Here is a 19,798-nt window from a genome sequence, read left to right as displayed (position 1 = left end):
TCGAACCCCCGGGGCGGCGTCCTGTCCGTCGTCCTGCGGGCGGCTGTGCGGGGCCCTTGCCGGGCCTGCCGCCTACGGGAAGGTGAGCTTCCAGCTGTTGATGTAGCCGGTGTCCTGGGCCGCGTTGTCCTGGACCCTCAACTGCCATACGCCGTTGGCGACTTCGGAAGAAGCGTTCACGGTGTACGTGGTGTTGATGTTGTCCGCGCTCCCGCCGGTGCCGTACGCCTTCAGCGTGTACGCCGTGCCGTCGGGGGCCACCAGCTGCACCTGGAGGTCGCCGATGTAGGTGTGGACGATGTCGACCGCCACCGCGAGGTTCGACGGCGCGTTGCCGGTCCGGCCCGAGACCGTGATCGACGAGGTGACCGCCGCCCCGTTGTCCGGAATCGATACGTCGGCGGTGTTCTCGAACGAGGTGCCGCCACCGCTGCCGCCGCCGGAGCGGGCGCCGACCGCGACGCCGGCCCACGCGTCCTGGACCGCCTTGTACTCGGTGGACGTCGTGCCGTACAGCTCACCGGCCGCCGCCAGCGTGCCGGTGCGCGCGCCCGCGTAGTTGGTCGTCGACGTGAACTTCGTGGTCAGTGCGCGGAACCAGATCTTCTCCGCCTTGTCGCGGCCGATGCCGGTGACCGGCAGGCCGTCCGCCGTGGGGGAGTTGTAGCTGACGCCGTTGACGACCTTGGCGCCGCTGCCCTCGCTCAGCAGGTAGAAGAAGTGGTTCGCCGGGCCCGACGAGTAGTGGACGTCCACTCCGCCGATCCCCGAGTACCAGTTGTCCTTGGACGCGCCGTCCTTGCTCGGCTTGTCCATGTAGCGCAGCGGGGTGCCGTCCCCGTTGATGTCGATCTCCTCGCCGATGAGGTAGTCACCGACGTCGGAGGGGTTCGCCGCGTAGAACTCCACGGCGGTGCCGAAGATGTCCGAGGTGGCCTCGTTGAGGCCGCCGGACTCCCCGCTGTAGTTGAGGCCCGCGGTGTTGGAGGTGACGCCGTGCGTCATCTCGTGGCCCGCCACGTCGATCGCCGTCAGCGGGTGCGTGTTGCCCGAGCCGTCGCCGTACGTCATGCAGAAGCAGCTGTCGTCCCAGAACGCGTTGACGTAGTTGTTGCCGTAGTGGACCCGCGAGTACGCGCCGACGCCGTTGCCCTTGATGCCGTCGCGGCCCTGCACGTTCTTGTAGTAGTCCCAGGTGAGGGCCGCGCCGTAGTGCGCGTCGGCGCCCGCCGTCTCCGCGTTGGAGGCGGCGCCGTTGCCCCACACGTCGTCGGGACCGGAGAAGAGCGTGCCGGTGCCGGAGGTGCCGCGGTTGAGGTTGTACGTCTTGTGGTTGCCGCGCGCCGCGTCGGTCAGGTTGTACGTCGACCCGGACTGCGTGGTGCCGAGCGTCACCGTGCCGCTGTACATCGTGTTGCCGGTGCCGGTCTCGATGCCCTGGTACTCGTAGAGCTTCTGGCCGGTCGTCGCGTCGGTGATGACGTGCAGCTCGTTCGGGGTGCCGTCCTCCTGGAGGCCGCCCACGACCGTCTCGTACGCCAGGACCGGCGTGCCGTTGGCCGCCCAGATCACCTTGCGCGGCGCCTGGTCGGTGGCCGCTTTCGCGGCGCCGGCGGCGGCGGCGAGGCTCAGCGCCTGCTTCTGCGCCTTGGCCGCGCTGACGGCCGGGCTGAGCGAGGCGACCTTGATGGCGGCCCGGGTGGCCTTGGTGACGTCCTCGGTGACGCCGGACCTCGTCTTCTCGACGACGAGGTCGCCGCCGAGCACCGGCAGGCCGGCGTAGGTGCGCTCGTAGCGGGTGTGCACGGTGCCGTCGGCGTCCTTGACGACGTCACGGACGACGAGCGCCTCCTTGGCGCCCAGACCCAGCTCCCTTGCGGTCGCGGCCTTGCCGGCGTCCGCGTCGCGGATCAGCGCGGCGCGCTGGGCGGGGGTGAGGCGCAGGGACTCGGCGCCCGGGTTCGCCCGGCTCGCCGCCTGCGGCGACTTCACCGGGGCGGCGGTCGCGGCGCCGGACTGCACGGCGGCGGCGATGAGCGCCGAGACGCCGACGAGGGCGACGGCCGCGGCGCGACGGGGGGCGGTGTGGGGGGTGCGTCTGCGAGAGGGGCTGCTGCTCAACACTGACTCCTTCTGCGCGGCCGCGGATCACGCGGCCAGGGGAGACCCGAGGGCGGGTGGGCCCTTCGGGGCACGACAAAGGCGGTACGCAGAACCAAGGCGGAACCTGGAGCGAGGTGTTGCTGTGGGGTTGCTGTCAACTGGCAGAGGGAAGAGTGGCAGTGGATTGCGCTGTCTGTCAGGAGCGCGTCAGGAAGTTGGCCGGAAATGGTCCGTTGTCCGGTAATTCATGTTCGGTATACGAACGCGTCGCTTTCCGGTCGGCCCCGGCTCGGGGTGCGGGGACTCAGGACGGATGGGGCCCGGACCCGGCCGGGCCGTCGGGCTGCTCCCCGTGCCAGGTCCGCCACAGCGCCGCGTACGTTCCGTCGCCCGCCACCAGCGCCTCGTGCGTGCCCAGTTCGGTGAGTCTGCCGTCCTCCATGACCGCGACCCGGTCCGCGTCGTGGGCGGTGTGCAGCCGGTGGGCGATGGCGATCACGGTCCGGCCCCGGAGCACGGCGGCCAGCGCGCGCTCGGTGTGCCGGGCCGTCGTCGGGTCCAGCAGAGCCGTCGCCTCGTCCAGGATCAGCGTGTGCGGGTCGGCCAGCACCACCCGCGCCAGGGCGAGCTGCTGGGCCTGCGAGCCGTCCGTCCGGCGACCCGTGCCGCCCGCTTCGGCGTCCAGGCCGCCCGGCAGCTCGCGGACCCAGCCGGCGGCGCCGACCGCGCCCAGCGCCGCCCACAACTCCTCGTCCGTCGCGGCCGGTTCGGCGATCAGCAGGTTGTCGCGGACCGTGCCGAGGAAGACATGATGCTCCTGGGTGACCAGCACGACCTGGCGGCGCAGCGTCTCGGGCGCCAGATCCGCGACCGGCACGCCGCCCACCGTCACCGTGCCCGCGCTCGGCGCGTCCACCCCCGCGAGCAGCCTGCTCAGCGTGGTCTTGCCCGCCCCCGACGGACCGACGACCGCCAGCCGCTCCCCGGGCCGCACCGTCAGATCCACCCCGCGCAGCACCTCACCGCCTCGCTCGTAGGCGTACCGCACGCCCGTCACGTCGAACCGGTCGTCCACCGGGGTCGGCGCCGCGCCCTCGGCCACGGCGCGCGGCGCCCCCGCCAGACCCTCCACGCGGGCGAACGAGGCCCCGCTGCTCTGCAGTTGCTCGACGCGCACCAGGATCTGGTCCAGCGGCTCGGTGAACTGCCGCAGGTACAGCGCGGCCGCGACCACCGCGCCCAGGCTCATCGCGCCCCGCGCGTGCAGCGCCCCGCCCAGCAGCAGCACCCCCGCCACCGGCAGCGAGTACGACACCTCCACCACCGGGAAGAACACCGTGCGCAGGTAGAGGGTGTGGAAGCGGGCGCGACGCGAGAGCTCCAGCGCGTCCCGGTTCGCCGCCGTCCGCCGCTCCTGGAGCCGGAACGCCTCGACCGTGCGCGCCCCGGCCGCCGTCTCCGCGACGATCTCGGCGACCTCGGAGTCGGCCGCGCCCTGGGCCAGATAGCCGCTGCGGGCCCGGCGCAGATACCAGCGCAGGGCGAACCAGACAGGGGTCAGGCCGAGCACCCCGACCGCACCGAGCAGCGGGTCGATCACGAAGACCGCGCCGAGTGTGAACAACGCCTGGACCGTGCAGACCAGCAGCTCGGGGCCCGCGTCCCGCAGGGTCGTGCCCACGGCCGCCACGTCGGCGGTGCCGCGTGTGGTCAGGTCGCCGGCGCCGGCCCGCTCGACCACCGACGCGGGAAGCGCCAGCGCCCGCCCGACGAACTCCTCCCGGACCCGAGCGAGCGTCCGCTCGCCGAAGCGGTGCCCCGCGTACCGGGCCCAGCGCGCCAGGAGCAACTGCGCCAGCGCGCAGACCACGATGGCCGCCGACAGCCGGTCCACGACGCCGGCCCCGTGTCCGGCCCGCACCTCGTCGATGATCCGGCCGAGCAGCCACGGGCCGACGAGACCGGTTCCCGCGGCGAGGACGTTCAGGGCGAGCGCGGCGGCGAAGGCCCGGCCGTCGGCCCGCACCAGACGGACCGCCGCCCGGCGCACCTCGGCCCGCCCGGCGACCGGCAGCCGCCCCGGAGCCCCGTCGCCCGCCGCGGTCCCGGCCGGCCCGCCGGACTTGGCGGGGGAGGCAGGAGCGGTCGGGGAGGCAGGAGCGGTCGGCTCGCTCGGCGCGGTCATCGCATGGCCTCCTCGGTATCGATGTCATCCGGCTCCGCCTTCGCGGGCCCCCGACCGTCGTCGGTGCTCGCGGTGCCTTCGGTGGCGTCGTCGTCGGCGGCGGCGTCCGGGATGTCGGGGGCGTCCGGGGCGTCCCCGGCGTCGTCGCGGCCTTCGCCGCTTCCGGCGTCCTCGGGGTCCCGCGCCACGAGCGCGCGGTAGCCGGGCTCGCGTCCCAGCAGGTCGCCGTGGCGGCCGGTCGCCGCCACCTTGCCGTCGACCAGGTAGTGCACGGTGTCCGCGTGGTCGAGGAGCAGGGGGGAGGTGGTGGTGACGACCGTGGTCCGCCCGGCCCGTGCCGCCCGCAGTCCCCGCGCGACGACCGCCTCCGTGTGCGCGTCGAGCGCCGACGTCGGCTCCACGGCCAGCAGCACCTCGGGATCGGCGAGCAGCGCCCGCACCAGACGGACGCGCTGCCGCTGTCCCCCGGAGAGGCTGCGGCCCTGCGCGGTCACGGGCGAGTCGAGCCCCTCCGGCAGGCCCTGCACGATGTCGTCGGCCGCGGCCGCCCGTACGGCCCGGGCGATGTCCGCCGCGGAGGGCTCACGCCGTCCGGCCACCACCTCGCGCAGACTGCCCGCGAACAGGTCGGCTTCGTTGTCGGCGACCAGGATCGCGGCTCTGACCTGACCCAGGGGCAGGGCGTCCAGCCGCACCCCGCCCCAGGTGACGTCCGTGGGACCGTAGCGGCCGAGCCGGTCCACCAGGGCGGTCACGTCCGCGTGCCGCGAGCCGACCAGCGCGGTCAGCCGGCCCGGCGCCACCCGCACGCCCGAGGCGGGATCGTGCAGAGCCGACGGTTCGGCGGGCGCTTCGGCGGTCCCGGTGTCCGGTTCGGGCTCCACGCGCAGCAGCCGCACGACGCGCCGGGCGGCGACCACCCCCCGGCTGAGCTCGTATCCCATGTCGACGAGGAACGCCACCGGCCCGACCAGGACGGCGACATAGCCGTACACCGACACCAACTCGCCGACCGTCAGCTCGCCCTGGGCGGTGAGCCGGGCCGCCAGCCAGGTCACCACGGCGAGGAACAGGGTCGGCAGGCCCACCCCGAGCGCCTGCATCCAGCTGGTGACCGAGCCGACCCGGTAGCCCTGCGCCCGCAGAAGCTGCGAGTCACGCGCGAAGGTGTCCGCGAACAGACCTTTTCCGCCGAGGCCGTTGAGGACGCGCAGGCCGCCCGCCAGGTCGCCGATCCGCGCGGTGAGCACGCCCTGCCGCTCCCGGTACTCGGCCTCCGTGCCCTGCAGCCGCGCCATCAGCGGTCCCACCAGCACGGCGACCACCGGCATCCCCAGCAGCACGACCGCCGCCAGCAGCGGCGACACCGACAGCAGCAGCCCGGCCACGAACACGTAGACGACGACCGAGCCCACGCCGGGCCCGATCACCGTCAACGAGCCCGCGATGGTGTGCACGTCACCGACGCCGATGGTGACGACCTCGCCGCTGCCCACCCCGCGCGAGAGCGTGGCGCCGAGGCGCGCCGCGTGTCCGACGACGACCTTGGTGGTGCGGAAGTAGCCGTCCATGCGCACCCGGGTCATCGTGCGGTGCCGCATGATGCTCACCCAGGCGTTGAGCGCGCCCACGGCGAGCAGGGCCGCCGTCCAGCCGGCCAGCGCGGCCGTGTCGCCCGGCTCCAGCCCGTCGTCCACCGCCTTCGACAGCAGGTAGGGCGCCACCGCCATGAGCACCATCCAGACGCTGGCCAGCACCGCGCCGGCCGCCGACCGCCAGGGCTGGCAGCGCACCAGCCAGGCGAGATACGCCCAGCCGCCGCGGGTGTCGGGCGTGCCGGGATCCTCGTACGCGTCGATCACACAGTCCCCCGGGGTTCGTGCCGTCGGTTCGTGCCGGGCCGTGCCGATCGCGGCCGCCGTATCGGCCGTGGCGGTTCGTGCCGGTCGGCGCCTGTTCGCGCAGCTCGGGTCAGGCCAGGCTGTCGCGCCAGGCGCGGTGCAGGTCCGCGAAGCGGCCCGCGCCGTCGACGAGTTCGGCCGGAGTGCCGTCCTCGACGATCCGGCCGTGCTCCATGACGAGCACGCGGTCGGCGATCTCCACGGTCGACAGCCGGTGCGCGATCACCACGGCCGTGCGGCCCCGCAGCACCGTCGTCATCGCCGCCTGCACGGCCCGCTCGCCCGGCACGTCGAGCGAGCTGGTCGCCTCGTCGAGGATCAGCACCGCCGGATCGGCGAGCAACGCCCGGGCGAACGCGACGAGTTGGCGCTGCCCGGCCGAGATGCGGCCGCCGCGCTTGCGGACGTCCGTGTCGTAGCCGTCCGGCAGGGCGCTGACGAACTCGTGCGCGCCGATCGCCTTCGCCGCCCGCTCGATGTCCTCCCGGGACGCGTCCGGCCGTCCGATGGCGATGTTCTCCGCGACCGTCCCGGAGAACAGGAACGCCTCCTGCGTCACCATCACCACCCCGCGCCGCAGTTCGGGCATGGGCAGCTCGCGCAGGTCGACCCCGTCCAGCAGCACCCGGCCCGCGGACGGGTCGTAGAAGCGGGCGAGCAGCTTGGCCAGCGTGGACTTGCCGGCGCCGGTGGAGCCCACCACGGCGACCGTCTGCCCGGCGGGCAGGACCAGGTCGAAGCGGGGAAGGACCTCGCCGCCCGTGCGGTAGCCGAAGGAGACCCCGTCGAAGACGACCTCGCGGCCGGGCAGATCGCTCCTGGGCGCGGGCAGTTCCCTCGGCGTGGACGGCTCCGGCACGGACGGCGTCTGCGCGAGCAGCCCCGCGATCTTCTCCAGCGAGGCGGCGGCCGACTGGTAGGAGTTCAGGAACATGCCGAGCCGGTCTATCGGGTCGTACAGCCGCCGCAGGTACAGCACCGCCGCCGCCAGCACGCCCAGCTCCAGCGAGCCGTCCGCGACCCGGGTGGCGCCCCACAGCACGATCAGCGCGACCGCCGCGTTGGCGACCAGCCGCGAGCCGACGACGTACCGGGCCATCTCCAGCAGCGCGTCGCCGTTGCGGCGTTCGTGCCGGTGGTTCAGGACCCGGAACCCGGCCTCGTTGACCGCCTCGCGGCGGAAGGCGCGCACCGGCCGGATCCCGTTCATCGTCTCCACGAACTTCACGATCACGGCCGCGATCGCGGTGGACCGGGCCGTGAACACCCGGCCGGCGCGCCGCTGGTAGAGCCGGACCAGGAGATACAGCGGCACGAACGACGCGACCGCGACGGCGCCCAGGCCCAGGTCCAGCCAGAGCAGCATCGCGGAGATGAACAGGAAGGACAGCACCACCGAGACGAGTTCCTGGAGGCCCTCCTCGAGGAGCTCGCGCAGGGCCTCCACGTCGCTGGTGGAGCGGGAGATGAGCCGGCCCGAGGTGTAGCGCTCGTGGAAGTCCAGGCTCAGCGCCTGTGCGTGCCGGAAGATCCGGCCGCGCAGGTCGAGCAGCACGTCCTGGCTGACGTGGGCGGAGGCGATCAGGAACGCGTACTGGAGTCCGCCGGAGGCCAGCGCGCACAGCAGGTAGCCGACGCCCGCCGCGGCCAGCGGCCCGTGGTCGTCCGACCGCCACGCGGGCACGGCCCGGTCGATGGCGTAGGCCACCAGCAGCGGGCCCGCCTGCACGGCCGCCTGCTGGAGCAGCAGCAGAAGCGTGGTGAGGGCGACGCGCGCCCGCAGCGGGGCCAGCAGGGAGCGCAGCAGCGCGCCGGTGGCGCCGGGCGGGGTGGGCAGGACGTCCTTGTCGAAGGGATCCTCAGCGGCCCTCGGGCCCGGCTGCCCCGGCCCGTCGTCGGTCGTGGCCGGTGTCGTGGTCGTGGGGGAGGAGGTGGCGGGGGCGGTCATCGGTCGTCCTCCTGGCGGCCTGTTCCTGACATGAGGTGGGCGTACTCGGGGTTGTCGCGCAGCAGTTCGTGGTGGGTGCCGACGGCGGCGATCCGGCCCCCGGACAGCAGGGCCACCCGGTCGGCGAGGAGCACGGTGGACGGGCGGTGGGCGACGATCAGCGCGGTGGTGTCGGCGAGGACCTGCCGCAGCGCGGCCTCCACGGCGGCCTCGGTGTGCACGTCCAGCGCGGAGAGCGGATCGTCGAGGACGAGGAACCGGGGCCGGCCGACCACGGCTCTGGCCAGCGCGAGGCGTTGCCGCTGCCCGCCGGAGAGACTGAGCCCCTGTTCGCCGACCAGGGTGTCGGCGCCCTGCGGCAGGGCGTGCACGAACTCGGCCTGCGCCACGGCCAGCGCCCGCCCCAGCTCGACGGCGCCCGCCCGGTCGTCGGCGCCCATCAGGACGTTCTCCCCGACGCTCGCGGAGAACAGAGTGGGCTCCTCGAAAGCGACGGCGACCCGCGCGCGGAGTTCCTCGCGGGGCAGCGCGGCGACGTCCTCACCGTCGAGGGTGATGCGCCCCGCCGTCACCTCGTGCAGCCGGGGGACGAGGGCCGTGAGGGTGGTCTTGCCGCTGCCGGTCGCCCCGACCAGGGCCATCGACTCGCCGGGGCGGACGTGCAGGTCGACGCCGTCGAGGACGGGCCGGGAGCCGGGGTCGGCGTCCGGGTAGCGGAAGACGACGCCGTCGAACCGCAGTCCGGCGTCGGGCGCCGGGTCCGACCGCACCGCGGCGTCCTGTTCCGGCTCCTCGTCCATCACCTCGAAGTACCGCTCGGTCGCCGTCGCCGCCTCCTGGCTCATCGCCAGCAGGAACCCGATCGAGTCGACGGGCCAGCGCAGCGCGAGCGCGGTGGACAGGAAGGCGACCAGGGTGCCCGCGGACAGGTCGCCGTCCGCGACCTGCACGGAGCCCAGCACCAGCGCGGCGCCGACGGCCAGTTCGGGCAGCGTCACGATGACGGCCCAGATCGTGGCCAGCAGCCGGGCCTTGGCCAGCTCCGTGCCGCGCAGCGTCGAGGACAGCTCCCGGAAGGCCCGCGCCTGCGTGCGGTGCCGGCCGAAGCCCTTGATGATCCGGATGCCGAGGACGCTCTCCTCGACCACCGTCGTCAGGTCGCCGACCTGGTCCTGCGCGCGGCGCGCCATGACCGCGTACCGGCGCTCGAAGTACACGCACATCACGACGACGGGTAGGGCGGGCCCGAGGACGACCAGCCCCAGCGTCCAGTCCTGCAGAAGCATGACGACGACGCCGAAGACGATCGTCACCGAGTTGACCAGCAGGAACGTCAGGGGAAAGGCGAGGAACATCCGGACCAGCCCGAGATCGGCCGTCGCCCGCGAGAGCAGCTGGCCCGACGCCCACCGGTCGTGGAAGGCCACCGGCAGCCGCTGCAGCCGCGCGTACAGCTCCGCCCGCATCTCCGCCTCGACATGCGCCAGCGGACGCGCCACCAGCCAGCGCCGCATCCCGAACAGCAGCGCCTCCACGAGGCCGAGCAGCAGCAGGAAGAACGCGCCCAGCCAGATCCCGGCCGTGTCCCGGTCCGCCACCGGACCGTCCACCATCCACTTCAGCACCAGCGGGATCACCAGCCCCGTGCAGGAGGCCAGCACGGCGACGAGGGCGGCCGTGAACAGCCGCAGCCGTACGGGGCGCACGTACGGCCACAGGCGCAGCAGGGACCGTACGGCGGAGCGGTCGGGGGCGGTGGTTGCACGTGTCTCGGCCATCACCGCGAGCCTACGGACCGGCACCGGCATCGCCCACCGAGTTTCGGCCCGAACGGGCTCGGGCGCAGGTCCTACGACCTGCGTGTCCGAGGGGGCGCACCGGCGCGTCCACCGATCGGCCGACGCCCGTCCGGGTGGCGGCGCCGCCGGCAGGCTCCCCGCGATCGGGGCGGGCGCGTCGCCTCAGCCCGCCACCCGCAGCAGCAGCACCGACCGCCCCGGCGCCGTCACCGCGGTCCCCGCCGGCAGTGTCACCCCCGGCGCGTCACCCTGTTCCTCACGGGAGGTGTCGACGACCACCTCGTACCGGTCCGCCCACGGCGGCCCCGGCAGACGGAAGTCCACCGGCCGGTCCCCGGCGTGCAGGACGGCGAGGAAGCTGTCGTCGGTGATCGGGGCGCCCCGCTCGTCCCGGCCGGGGATGTCCCGCCCCGACAGGTACATCCCCAGGGTCGCGGCGGGCGCGTACCAGTCCCCCTCCGTCATCTCCGTTCCCCGCTCCGTGAACCACGCCAGGTCCCGCAGGCCGTCCGCCGAGTGCGCCCGGCCGGAGAAGAAGGCGCGGCGGCGCAGCACCGGGTGGCGGTGGCGCAGTGCGATCAGCCGGGAGGTGAGGTCGAACAGGGCCCGCCAGCCCGGGTCCTCCAGCAGCCCCCAGTCCACCCAGCTGATCTCGTTGTCCTGGCAGTAGGCGTTGTTGTTGCCCCGCTGGGTCCGCCCGAGTTCGTCGCCCGCGACCAGCATCGGCACGCCCGTCGACAGCAGCAGGGTCGTGAGCAGGTTGCGCACCTGCCGCCGCCGCAGCGCCCGTACGTCCTCGTCGGCCGTCTCGCCCTCGGCGCCGCCGTTCCAGGAGCGGTTGTCGTCCGTGCCGTCCCGGTTGCCCTCGCCGTTGGCCTCGTTGTGCTTGCGCTCGTAGGACACCAGGTCGCGCAGGGTGAAACCGTCGTGCGCGGTGACGAAGTTGACCGACGCGTAGGGCCGCCTGCCGCCCCAGGCGTACAGGTCGCTCGACCCCGACAGCCGGTAGCCCATCTCCCGCACGTCGGGCAGCGCGTGCCGCCAGAAGTCGCGCACGGTGTCGCGGTAGCGGTCGTTCCACTCCGTCCACAGCGGCGGGAAGGCGCCCACCTGATAGCCGCCCGCGCCCACGTCCCACGGCTCCGCGATGAGCTTCACCCGGCGCAGCACCGGGTCCTGCGCGATCACCGCCAGGAACGGGGACAGCATGTCGACGTCGTGCATGGAGCGGGCCAGCGCCGCCGCCAGGTCGAAGCGGAAGCCGTCGACGCCCATCTCCGTCACCCAGTAGCGCAGCGAGTCGGTGATCAGCCGCAGCACGTGCGGCTGGACCACGTGCAGGGTGTTCCCGCAGCCCGTGTAGTCGGCGTAGCGGCGGGCGTCGGGCTGCAGGCGGTAGTAGCCGCGGTTGTCGATGCCCTTCAGCGACAGGGTCGGACCGAGCTCGCCTGCCTCCGCCGTGTGGTTGTAGACGACGTCGAGGATCACCTCGATCCCGGCCGCGTGCAGCGTGCGCACCATCCGCTTGAACTCGCCGACCTGCTGCCCCGTCGTCCCGGAGGCCGAGTAGGCGGCGTGCGGGGCGAAGTAGCCGATCGAGTTGTAGCCCCAGTAGTTCTTCAGGCCGCGGCGCAGCAGATGGTCCTCGTGCGCGAACTGGTGCACGGGCAGCAGCTCGACCGCCGTCACGCCCAGCTTCACCAGGTGGTCCACGGCCGCCGGATGGGCCAGTCCGGCATAGGTGCCGCGCAGTTCCCGGGGGATCTCCGGGTGCAGCCGGGTGAAGCCGCGCACATGCAGCTCGTAGATCACCGAGTCCGCCCACGGGGTCTTCGGGCGGCGGTCGTCGGCCCAGTCGTCGTCGTCGTGCACGACGACGCCCTTGGGCACGTGGGGCGCGGAGTCCCGTTCGTCGCGCACGGTGTCGGCGACCTGCTGCTGGGGCCAGTCGCGGACGTGCCCGTAGACCTCCGCGGGCAGGGCGAACTCGCCGTCCACCGCGCGGGCGTAGGGGTCGAGGAGCAGCTTGGCCGGGTTCCAGCGGCCGCCGGTCCACGGGTCCCAGCGGCCGTGCACCCGGTAGCCGTAGCGCTGGCCCGGCATGATCCCGGGCACGAAGCCGTGCCAGATCTCGTGCGTCAGCTCGGTGAGCCGGGCGCGGGTCTCTCGTCCGGCCTCGTCGAACAGGCACAGGTCGACGGCCTCCGCCCCGCCCGCCCACAGGGCGAAGTTGGTGCCCGCGACCCCGTCCGGGCCGACCCTGAAACGGGCGCCCAGGGGCGTCGGCGCACCCGGCCGCACGGGTGGGCCCGGCACCTTGCGCGGCGCACCGTTCACGACGATGGCCGGCGTGGCGCGCTGGGCCGCCACCGCCTCCTGCTCGGCTGCGCTGGACACCGTTCAGCCTCCCGCGGCTCGTGGGACGACGTGGGAAAAGAGCGCGCGGTGTCCCGGCCGCGGCGCCCCATCGTGTCGTCCTCCCCCCATTCCTGCCCAGAGCGGCCCTCGCACTCACGTTTCCCCGGGGCGTGCCCGGTCGTTGGACACGCCGTGAGGCACGTACATGGGCGCGCACGGCGCGCGGGGGTCGCACTGGCCGCCGTACTGACATGGGCAGGACTACTGGCCGGGGCCGCCGGCTGCACCGGCGGCGACAGCCGGAGCGGACTCGACCGGATGCTCGGCAAACCGCCGGCCCCCGAGGACGTCATCCGCGTCACCCCGCAGGACGGCGCCAAGGGCGTGCGGCCCGGGGAGAGCCTGCGGGTGCGGGTGCCCGACGGGCGGCTGGAGTCGGTGAAGGTCGTCCGATCGCAGGACGCGGAGGAGACGGAGGTGAAGGGCAGGATCGCCGCGGACGGCATGAGCTGGCGGCCGGACGACGACCGGCTCGGTCTCGCCGCCCGCTACGTCGTGGACGTCGTGGCCCTGGACGGCGACGGCGACCGCTCGGCCCGCCACACGACGTTCAGCACGCTCGTCCCCGACAAGCGTTTCATCGGCTACGTCACCCCCGAGGACCGCTCCACCGTCGGCACCGGGATGATCGTCTCGCTGGAGTTCAGCCGGGAGATCGCGGACCGGAAGGCGGTCGAGCGCGCCGTCCGGGTCACGGCGCAGCCGCCGGTGGAGGTCCGGCCCCACTGGTTCGGCAACGGCCGGCTCGACTTCCGTCCCGAGGAGTACTGGAAGCCCGGCACCCGGGTCACCGTCGCGCTGGGGCTGCGGGACGTCGAAGGCGCGCCCGGCGTCTACGGGCTGCAGCAGAAGTCGTTCTCGTTCACCGTCGGCCGCAGCCAGACGTCGCTGGTCGACGCGGCCGAGCACACCATGCAGGTGCGGCGCGACGGGGAGCTGCTGGCCACCGTCCCGATCACGGCCGGGGCGCCGGAGAACACCACGTACAACGGCAGGATGGTGGTGAGCGAGATGCTGGAGCTGACCCGGATGAACGGCGCCACGGTCGGCTTCAGGAAGGCGGACGGCAAGGGCGAGTACGACATCCCGGACGTACCGCACGCCATGCGCCTGACCAGCTCCGGCACCTTCCTGCACGGCAACTACTGGGCGGACGACGAGGTCTTCGGCCATGCCAACGTCAGTCACGGCTGCGTCGGCCTCAGGGACGTCAGGGGCGGCGCCTCGGACACGCCCGCGGGGTGGTTCTTCGACCGCAGCCTGATCGGCGACGTCGTCGAGGTCGTGCACAGCAAGGACAAGCGGGTCGCCCCCGACAACGGCCTCGGCGGCTGGAACATGACCTGGAAGGAGTGGACGGCCGGCCCCGTGGGCTGACCCGGCCCGACTCCCCGCCCCCGGGTGCGGCCTTCCCCGCCGTCCATGGTCCAAGTTGGGACTGAACGGTGACATTCCCGGCTCGTTCAGGCCGCTGACCTTGTGGTTAATATGCGGCGAACGCGGGGGACGCGTCGCTGTGCGGCCCGGGGAGGGCCCGGGGGAGTGGGGAGAACGACTTTGAACGTGCGACCGATACCGGGGGCGTCGGTTGGGGGGCGCTCACGTGGCCGCGACAGGCGGCTGGCGCTGATAACCGGCGGAATGCTCGTCGCTCTCACGGCGTGCGGCGGCGGTGCCGGCTCCGGGTCCGACGGGAAGGCCGGCGCCGACAAGGGCGCCACGGCCGCCGCGGAGAGCAAGCAGTCGGAGGCGGTCGTCACCATCGCCCCGAAGACCGGCGCCAAGGGCGTCGACACCAGCGGAGCCCTCAAGGTCACCGCGGCCAAGGGCAAGCTGACCGAGGTGACCGTCAAGGACACCAGGGGCCGGAAGATCGACGGCGCGATCTCGGCCGACGGCGCCGGCTGGACGCCCGCCACCCACCTGGCCGCGTCCACCGCGTACCAGGTGCACGCGGTCGCGAAGGACTCCGCGGGCCGCACGGCCGCCGAGGACTCGACGTTCACCACACTGAGCCCGCAGAACACCTTCATCGGCAACTTCACCCCCGAGGACGGCTCGACGGTCGGCGTCGGCATGCCGTTCTCGGTGAACTTCACGCGCGGCATCACCAAGCCGGACGACGTCGAGAAGGCCATCCGGATCACGACCGTGCCGGCCGTCGAGGTCGAGGGCCACTGGTTCGGCAACGACCGCCTCGACTTCCGCCCCGAGAAGTACTGGAAGGCCGGCACCAAGGTGACGGTCGAGATGAACCTGGACGGCGTCGAGGGCCGCAAGGGCGTCTACGGCAAGCAGTCCAAGACCGTCTCCTTCACCATCGGCCGCGACCAGGTGTCCGTGGTGGACGCCAAGAAGCACACGATGAAGGTCACGCAGGGCGGCAAGGTCGTCAGGACCATCCCGGTCACCACCGGCAAGCCGGGCTACGCGACCTGGAACGGCCAGATGGTCATGAGCGAGAAGTTCACCGTGACCAGGATGAACGGCGACACGGTCGGCTACGACGGCGAGTACGACATCAAGGACGTCCCGCACGCCATCCGCCTGACGAACTCCGGCACCTTCGTGCACGGCAACTACTGGGGCGGCGACGCCTTCGGCAACTACAACGCCAGCCACGGCTGCATCGGCCTGCGCGACGTGCGCGGCGGTTACGACAGCTCCGTCGCGGCCGCGTGGTTCTTCAACCACTCGATGGTCGGCGACGTGGTGGTCGTGAAGAACTCCACCGATCCCACCGTCGACCCGTCCAACGGCCTCAACGGCTGGAACATCCCGTGGGCGGAGTGGAAGAAGTAGGGACGGCAGACCCGGCGAGGGCGCGGGCTCTCCCCGGCGGGCCCGGTGCTGTGATCCACGGCACCGGGCCCGCCGGCGTTAGTGATGGTTAACCTGCTGGCATGACCGTGAATCTCGAAGTCGCCGAAGGCGTCGGCACGCTCCGCCTCGAACGCCCGCCCATGAACGCGCTCGACGTGGCCACCCAGGACCGTCTCAGGGAACTCGCCGAGGAGGCCGCCCGTCGTGACGACGTCCGCGCGGTCGTCGTGTACGGCGGGGAGAAGGTGTTCGCGGCGGGCGCGGACATCAAGGAGATGCAGGCCATGGACCACACCGCGATGGTGCTGCGGGCCCGCGCCCTGCAGGACTCCTTCACCGCCGTGGCCCGCATCCCCAAGCCGGTCGTGGCGGCCGTCACCGGATACGCGCTGGGCGGCGGCTGCGAGCTCGCGCTCTGCGCGGACTTCCGGATCGCCGGGGACAACGCGAAGCTGGGCCAGCCGGAGATCCAGCTGGGGCTGATCCCCGGCGCGGGCGGCACCCAGCGGCTCGCCCGGCTGATCGGCCCCTCGAAGGCGAAGGACCTGATCTTCACGGGCCGCATGGTGAAGGCCGACGAGGCGCTGGCCCTCGGCCTGGTGGACCGGGTCGTGCCGGCCGCCGACGTGTACACCGAGGCGCATGCCTGGGCCGCCAGGCTGGCGCGGGGGCCGGCGATCGCGCTGCGCGCCGCCAAGGAGTCGGTCGACACCGGTCTGGAGACGGACATCGAGACGGGGCTGGCGGTCGAACGCAACTGGTTCGCGGGCCTCTTCGCGACCCCCGACCGCGAGACCGGCATGCGCAGCTTCGTGGAGGAGGGCCCGGGCAAGGCCAAGTTCCTGTGAGTGACGTCTCTTTTCGACTCACTGAAAACACTTGCAATTGACGAGACGTCTCACCCGGATCCCTCGTAGGGGCGGTTATGGGAACCTTAAGGCGACCTTAAGGCCGCCTTGTCGAGGAGTTCCGCCGATCGTCCCCGGGTGAGCCGTCCTCGCAGCTCGGTGCAGGTGAGTCGATGATCACCATGCCTCCGGCATATGTCGTGGGCCTTCCGGGGAGGGCTCGCGTCCGCGGGGTGTATTCCGGCGGAACGGCCCCGGAGGCCCTGGCGGGCCGCCATGATGGGGGGCATGGCGGGGCTGGAGGGCATCGAACAGCCGCGGGGACAGAGCCGTGCGACCGCGGCGCGCTGGTCGCCTGCGGTCGAGGACGAACGGGCGCTCAGGGCGCTGGAGTTGTTCGGAAACCCCACGGAGGGCGAGGTCTCGCTGCCGTCCCGCCCCGAGTCCGCCGCCACCGCCCGCCGACTGGCTCAGGTGGTCGTCCTGCGGCAGTGGGGACTGACCCCCAGGATGACCGAGGACGCGGTCCTGCTCGTCTCCGAACTCGTCGGCAACGCCGTACGGCACACCGGCGCCCGCGTCTTCGGCCTGCGGATGCGGCGGCGGCGCGGCTGGATCCGCGTCGAGGTCCGCGACCCCTCCCGGGGCCTGCCCTGTCTGATGCCGGTTCAGGAGCTCGACGTCAGCGGCCGGGGCCTGTTCCTCGTCGACAGGCTGTCCGACCGCTGGGGCGTCGACCTGCTGCCCCGGGGGAAGACGACCTGGTTCGAGATGCGGGTCGCCGACCGGTAGACGGCCGGTGTTCGGCGACCGGGCGCGGCGGGGCGAACCGCGGGCGGAAGGCCGGCGGGAGGGCGACCCGAGGGCCCGGAAGGGCCGGTGGGGAGCCGACGGGGAGCCGGTGGGATGCGGGTCGGCCGGGGGTGGCGGGCCGGCGCGCGCGGGCAAGGAACGGGTAAGGCGTCGGGCGGCAGGCTGCGTCAATGGCCAGAATTGCGGCATATCGCACCTTAAATGGGGTGGATGACCACATCCGACCGTCGTTCCGCGTTGCGGGCGGGCGCCGGGCTCGTCGCCGGAGGCGCGATCGCGGCCGCGTGCTCGCCCTCCGGGGCCCCTTCCGGCGCCGTCGCCGCCCGCCGCACCCCCGCGTCCGGGTCCGCCCCTCCGGGCTCCGCGCCTGCCGCCTCCGCGCCCGTCACGTCCGGGACGACGGGCCGCGTCCTCGCCGCGCCCTCCCCGCGCGCCTTCCCCCGGCAGCCCGTCCAGATCGAGAACGGTCCCCGCGACCGTCCCCGCGTCGCCCTCACCTTCCACGGCCAGGGCGACCCCGCCGTCGCCCGCGCCCTCCTCGACGAGGCCGAACGGCACGGCGCGCGGGTCACCGTGCTGGCCGTCGGGACCTGGCTCGACGAACACCCCGGCATCGCCCGCCGGGTCCTCGACGGCGGCCACGACCTCGGCAACCACACCCAGCGCCACCTCGACGTCAACGCGATGTCCGAGGCCGGGGCGACGGCCGAGATCGCCGGGTGCGCCGAGCGGCTGCGCAGGCTCACCGGGTCCGTCGGCACCTGGTTCCGTCCCTCCCGCGCCGCCCGCGCCTCCCCGCTCGTCGAGCGGCTGGCCCGGCGCGCCGGCTACCCGCACGTCCTCTCCTACGACGTCGACTCCCTCGACTTCACCTCGCCCGGCGCCCCCGCCGTCGCCCGCAACGTCCTCGGCGGGATCCGCAACGGGTCCGTCGTGAGCCTGCACTTCGGCTACCCGGACACGGTCGCCGCCCTCCCCGTCCTGCTGGACGAACTCGCCCGCCGCCGCCTGCGCGCGGTCACTGCCACGGAGCTGATCGGCTGATGCACCCGAACCTCGTGAAACGCACCCTGCTCGCCGGCGCGGCGCTCGCCGTCCTCGCCGCCTGCGGCGGGACCAAGGACGGCCCGGACGGCGCCACCAGGGCCGCGGTCCCCGCGCCGGCGAAGAAGGCCGTGAAGAAACCGGCCGTCGACGGGCTGCCCGGCATGCCGCCGGTGCTGGACCCGAAGGACGTCTACGCAGCCGACCGCCCGAACCGGCTCTCCCCGGTGGTCCGCGACTTCCCGTCCCGGGTCTACGTCCCCAACACCGAGTCCGACACCGTCTCGGTCATCGACCCGCGGACGTACCAGGTGACCGAGACCCTCCGGGTGGGGCGGCAGCCGCAGCACGTCGTGCCCTCCTGGGACCTGAAGACGCTGTGGGTCAACAACGACCGCGGGAACACCCTCACCCCCATCGACCCCAGAACGGGAAAGACCGGCAAGTCGGTCGAGGTGCACGACCCCTACAACCTCTACTTCACGCCCGACGGCAAGTACGCCGTCGTCATGGCCTCGCTCGACCGCGAGCTCGTCTTCCGCGACCCGCACACCATGAAGCGCATCAAGACGGAACCGGTCACCTGCTACGGCGTCAACCACGCCGACTTCTCGCTCGACGGGAGGTACTTCATCGTGTCCTGCGAGTTCAGCGGAGAGCTGCTCAAGGTCGACACCGAGAAGATGAAGGTCGTCGGACAGCAGAAGCTGCCGTTCCAGGGCGCGATGCCGCAGGACGTCAAGGTCTCGCCCGACGGGAAGCGCTTCTACGTCGCCGACATGAAGGCCGACGGGATGTGGATCGTCGACGGCGACACGTTCGGCAAACCGGCGTTCCTGCACACCGGCAAGGGCTGCCACGGGCTGTACGTCAGCCGCGACTCGCGCGAGATGTACGTGTCCAACCGGGGCGAGGGCACCGTCTCCGTCTTCGACTTTCCCGCGAACGCGCTCACGAAGAAGTGGCGCCTCCCGCAGGGCGGCAGCCCCGACATGGGCGGCGTCTCGGCGGACGGCAAGGTCCTGTGGCTGTCGGGGCGGTACGACTCCGAGGTGTACGCCATCGACACCCGCACCGGACGCCAGCTCGCCCGCATCAAGGTCGGCGGCGGACCGCACGGCCTCGCCGTCTACCCCCAGCCCGGCCGCTACTCGCTCGGCCACACCGGCGTCTTCCGTTAGGGGCCGACCGGCGGATCACGTCGGAGGGAGGCGGCGCCGGCTGACCGGCGCGGGCGAGCGGGGCACGGCGCGCCGGCAGAAGGGCGTGCCGTGCCCCGCGTCCCCCGCACGGTCCGCCGGACAGGTCCTGAGCGGGCGTTCGGAGAGCATCGGGACCGAAAGCACTCCCGGACGCGGAAGGACGAAACGGCCGGACACCCCCGGTCGGGTTCCGTAGCATGACGGTCATGGACATGGCCCTGCGTTCGGTCGTCAAGGACGTCGTCGCCGACCAGTCCCCACATGAGCTGGTACTCCTGGACGTCATGGAGCCGCTGGACGACGCTCAGATCACAGCGGCGCTCGCGGGACGCGGAAGGGACGAGGAGGGCCTCGGCTTCGGGCTCACCGAAGTCGCCCCTCTGGTCACTCCCGTCGTCTGGCTCGTCCTGAACGAATTCGTCTCCCGTGGGGTCGGAACCACCGTGGACGGCATCGTCGTGCGCGCCCGCCGCCTGTTCCGGCAGCGGTCTGCGCAGCCGCGGTCCCTTACCGAACCGACGCTGACCGCCGAGGAGTTGAACGCGGTGCACCAGCGCATACGCGAGAAGGCGACCGAAGCCGGCATCGGCACCGAGGAGTCGCAGCGTCTGGCGGACGCGGTCGTCGCCCGGCTGGCGTGCGGCCGACGCCCCGAGCCGGACCCGCCCCAGCAGGGTGACGGACAAGCCACGTCCGACTGACCCGGCAGAGGGG

13 protein-coding genes are annotated in these 19,798 nt (G+C 73.0%); 7 read left to right on the top strand and 6 right to left on the bottom strand.

Going from position 1 to position 19,798, the window contains the following annotated elements; genetic code table 11:
* Positions 1–72: 72 nt before the first annotated feature.
* From IE239_RS30515 to glgX, 6 genes are all read right to left on the bottom strand, one after another.
* Positions 73–2,124, bottom strand: a complete 2,052-nt coding sequence (locus IE239_RS30515; protein WP_190152664.1) for a M4 family metallopeptidase — start codon at positions 2,122–2,124, stop codon at positions 73–75.
* 283 nt (positions 2,125–2,407) lie between these two features.
* A complete protein-coding gene (locus tag IE239_RS30510) occupies positions 2,408–4,288 on the bottom strand; it encodes an ABC transporter ATP-binding protein (RefSeq protein WP_229878403.1) in 1,881 nt (626 codons plus the stop codon).
* Positions 4,285–6,150, bottom strand: a complete 1,866-nt coding sequence (locus tag IE239_RS30505; RefSeq protein ID WP_190152663.1) for an ABC transporter transmembrane domain-containing protein — start codon at positions 6,148–6,150, stop codon at positions 4,285–4,287. The genes IE239_RS30510 and IE239_RS30505 overlap by 4 nt, the downstream gene beginning before the upstream one ends.
* Before the next feature lie 109 nt (positions 6,151–6,259).
* Complete coding sequence (locus IE239_RS30500; protein ID WP_190152662.1) at positions 6,260–8,137, bottom strand: ABC transporter ATP-binding protein; 1,878 nt, start codon at positions 8,135–8,137, stop codon at positions 6,260–6,262.
* Positions 8,134–9,915: an ABC transporter ATP-binding protein gene (locus IE239_RS30495; RefSeq protein WP_190152661.1), complete on the bottom strand. Its 1,782-nt coding sequence runs from the start codon at positions 9,913–9,915 to the stop codon at positions 8,134–8,136. Before IE239_RS30495 ends, IE239_RS30500 begins: the two co-directional genes overlap by 4 nt.
* Before the next feature lie 183 nt (positions 9,916–10,098).
* Entirely contained in the window at positions 10,099–12,333 is a 2,235-nt protein-coding gene (glgX, locus tag IE239_RS30490) for a glycogen debranching protein GlgX (RefSeq protein ID WP_190152660.1), read from the bottom strand.
* Between the two features lie 153 nt (positions 12,334–12,486).
* Here glgX and IE239_RS30485 point away from each other — a divergent pair, with 153 nt between their 5' ends.
* The 7 genes from IE239_RS30485 to IE239_RS30455 all read left to right on the top strand — a co-directional run bounded on the left by IE239_RS30485 (position 12,487) and on the right by IE239_RS30455 (position 19,785).
* Complete coding sequence (locus tag IE239_RS30485) at positions 12,487–13,731, top strand: L,D-transpeptidase (RefSeq protein WP_190152659.1); 1,245 nt, start codon at positions 12,487–12,489, stop codon at positions 13,729–13,731.
* A 180-nt stretch (positions 13,732–13,911) separates the two neighbouring features.
* Positions 13,912–15,156, top strand: a complete 1,245-nt coding sequence (locus tag IE239_RS30480) for a L,D-transpeptidase (protein WP_229878402.1) — start codon at positions 13,912–13,914, stop codon at positions 15,154–15,156.
* Positions 15,157–15,257: 101 nt separating this feature from the next.
* On the top strand, positions 15,258–16,025 hold the full coding sequence (locus tag IE239_RS30475) for an enoyl-CoA hydratase/isomerase family protein (protein ID WP_190152657.1): 768 nt from the start codon (positions 15,258–15,260) through the stop codon (positions 16,023–16,025).
* Positions 16,026–16,313: 288 nt separating this feature from the next.
* Positions 16,314–16,817, top strand: coding sequence for an ATP-binding protein (locus tag IE239_RS30470; RefSeq protein ID WP_190152656.1), 504 nt, complete (start codon positions 16,314–16,316; stop codon positions 16,815–16,817).
* A gap of 231 nt (positions 16,818–17,048) precedes the next feature.
* Entirely contained in the window at positions 17,049–17,882 is an 834-nt protein-coding gene (locus IE239_RS30465; RefSeq protein WP_190152655.1) for a polysaccharide deacetylase family protein, read from the top strand.
* Positions 17,882–19,063 carry a YncE family protein gene (locus IE239_RS30460; protein ID WP_190152654.1) on the top strand — a complete coding sequence of 394 codons (1,182 nt, stop codon included), beginning with the start codon at positions 17,882–17,884 and terminating at the stop codon, positions 19,061–19,063. The genes IE239_RS30465 and IE239_RS30460 overlap by 1 nt, the downstream gene beginning before the upstream one ends.
* A 227-nt stretch (positions 19,064–19,290) precedes the next feature.
* Positions 19,291–19,785, top strand: coding sequence for a hypothetical protein (locus IE239_RS30455; RefSeq protein WP_190152653.1), 495 nt, complete (start codon positions 19,291–19,293; stop codon positions 19,783–19,785).
* Positions 19,786–19,798: the final 13 nt, after the last annotated feature.

The organism is Streptomyces humidus (assembly GCF_014649655.1).
Classification (GTDB): domain Bacteria; phylum Actinomycetota; class Actinomycetes; order Streptomycetales; family Streptomycetaceae; genus Streptomyces; species Streptomyces humidus.
This window is presented reverse-complemented; position numbering and strand designations above follow the sequence as displayed.

Bases quoted from the DNA above. Each gene is read 5' to 3' on its own strand.
- IE239_RS30510 (WP_229878403.1), bottom strand. From the start codon at position 4,288: ATGACCGCGCCGAGCGAGCCGACCGCTCCTGCCTCCCCGACCGCTCCT.
- IE239_RS30500 (WP_190152662.1), bottom strand. From the start codon at position 8,137: ATGACCGCCCCCGCCACCTCCTCCCCCACGACCACGACACCGGCCACG.
- IE239_RS30495 (WP_190152661.1), bottom strand. From the start codon at position 9,915: ATGGCCGAGACACGTGCAACCACCGCCCCCGACCGCTCCGCCGTACGG.
- IE239_RS30475 (WP_190152657.1), top strand. From the start codon at position 15,258: ATGACCGTGAATCTCGAAGTCGCCGAAGGCGTCGGCACGCTCCGCCTC.
- IE239_RS30470 (WP_190152656.1), top strand. From the start codon at position 16,314: ATGGCGGGGCTGGAGGGCATCGAACAGCCGCGGGGACAGAGCCGTGCG.
- IE239_RS30465 (WP_190152655.1), top strand. From the start codon at position 17,049: ATGACCACATCCGACCGTCGTTCCGCGTTGCGGGCGGGCGCCGGGCTC.
- IE239_RS30460 (WP_190152654.1), top strand. From the start codon at position 17,882: ATGCACCCGAACCTCGTGAAACGCACCCTGCTCGCCGGCGCGGCGCTC.
- IE239_RS30455 (WP_190152653.1), top strand. From the start codon at position 19,291: ATGGACATGGCCCTGCGTTCGGTCGTCAAGGACGTCGTCGCCGACCAG.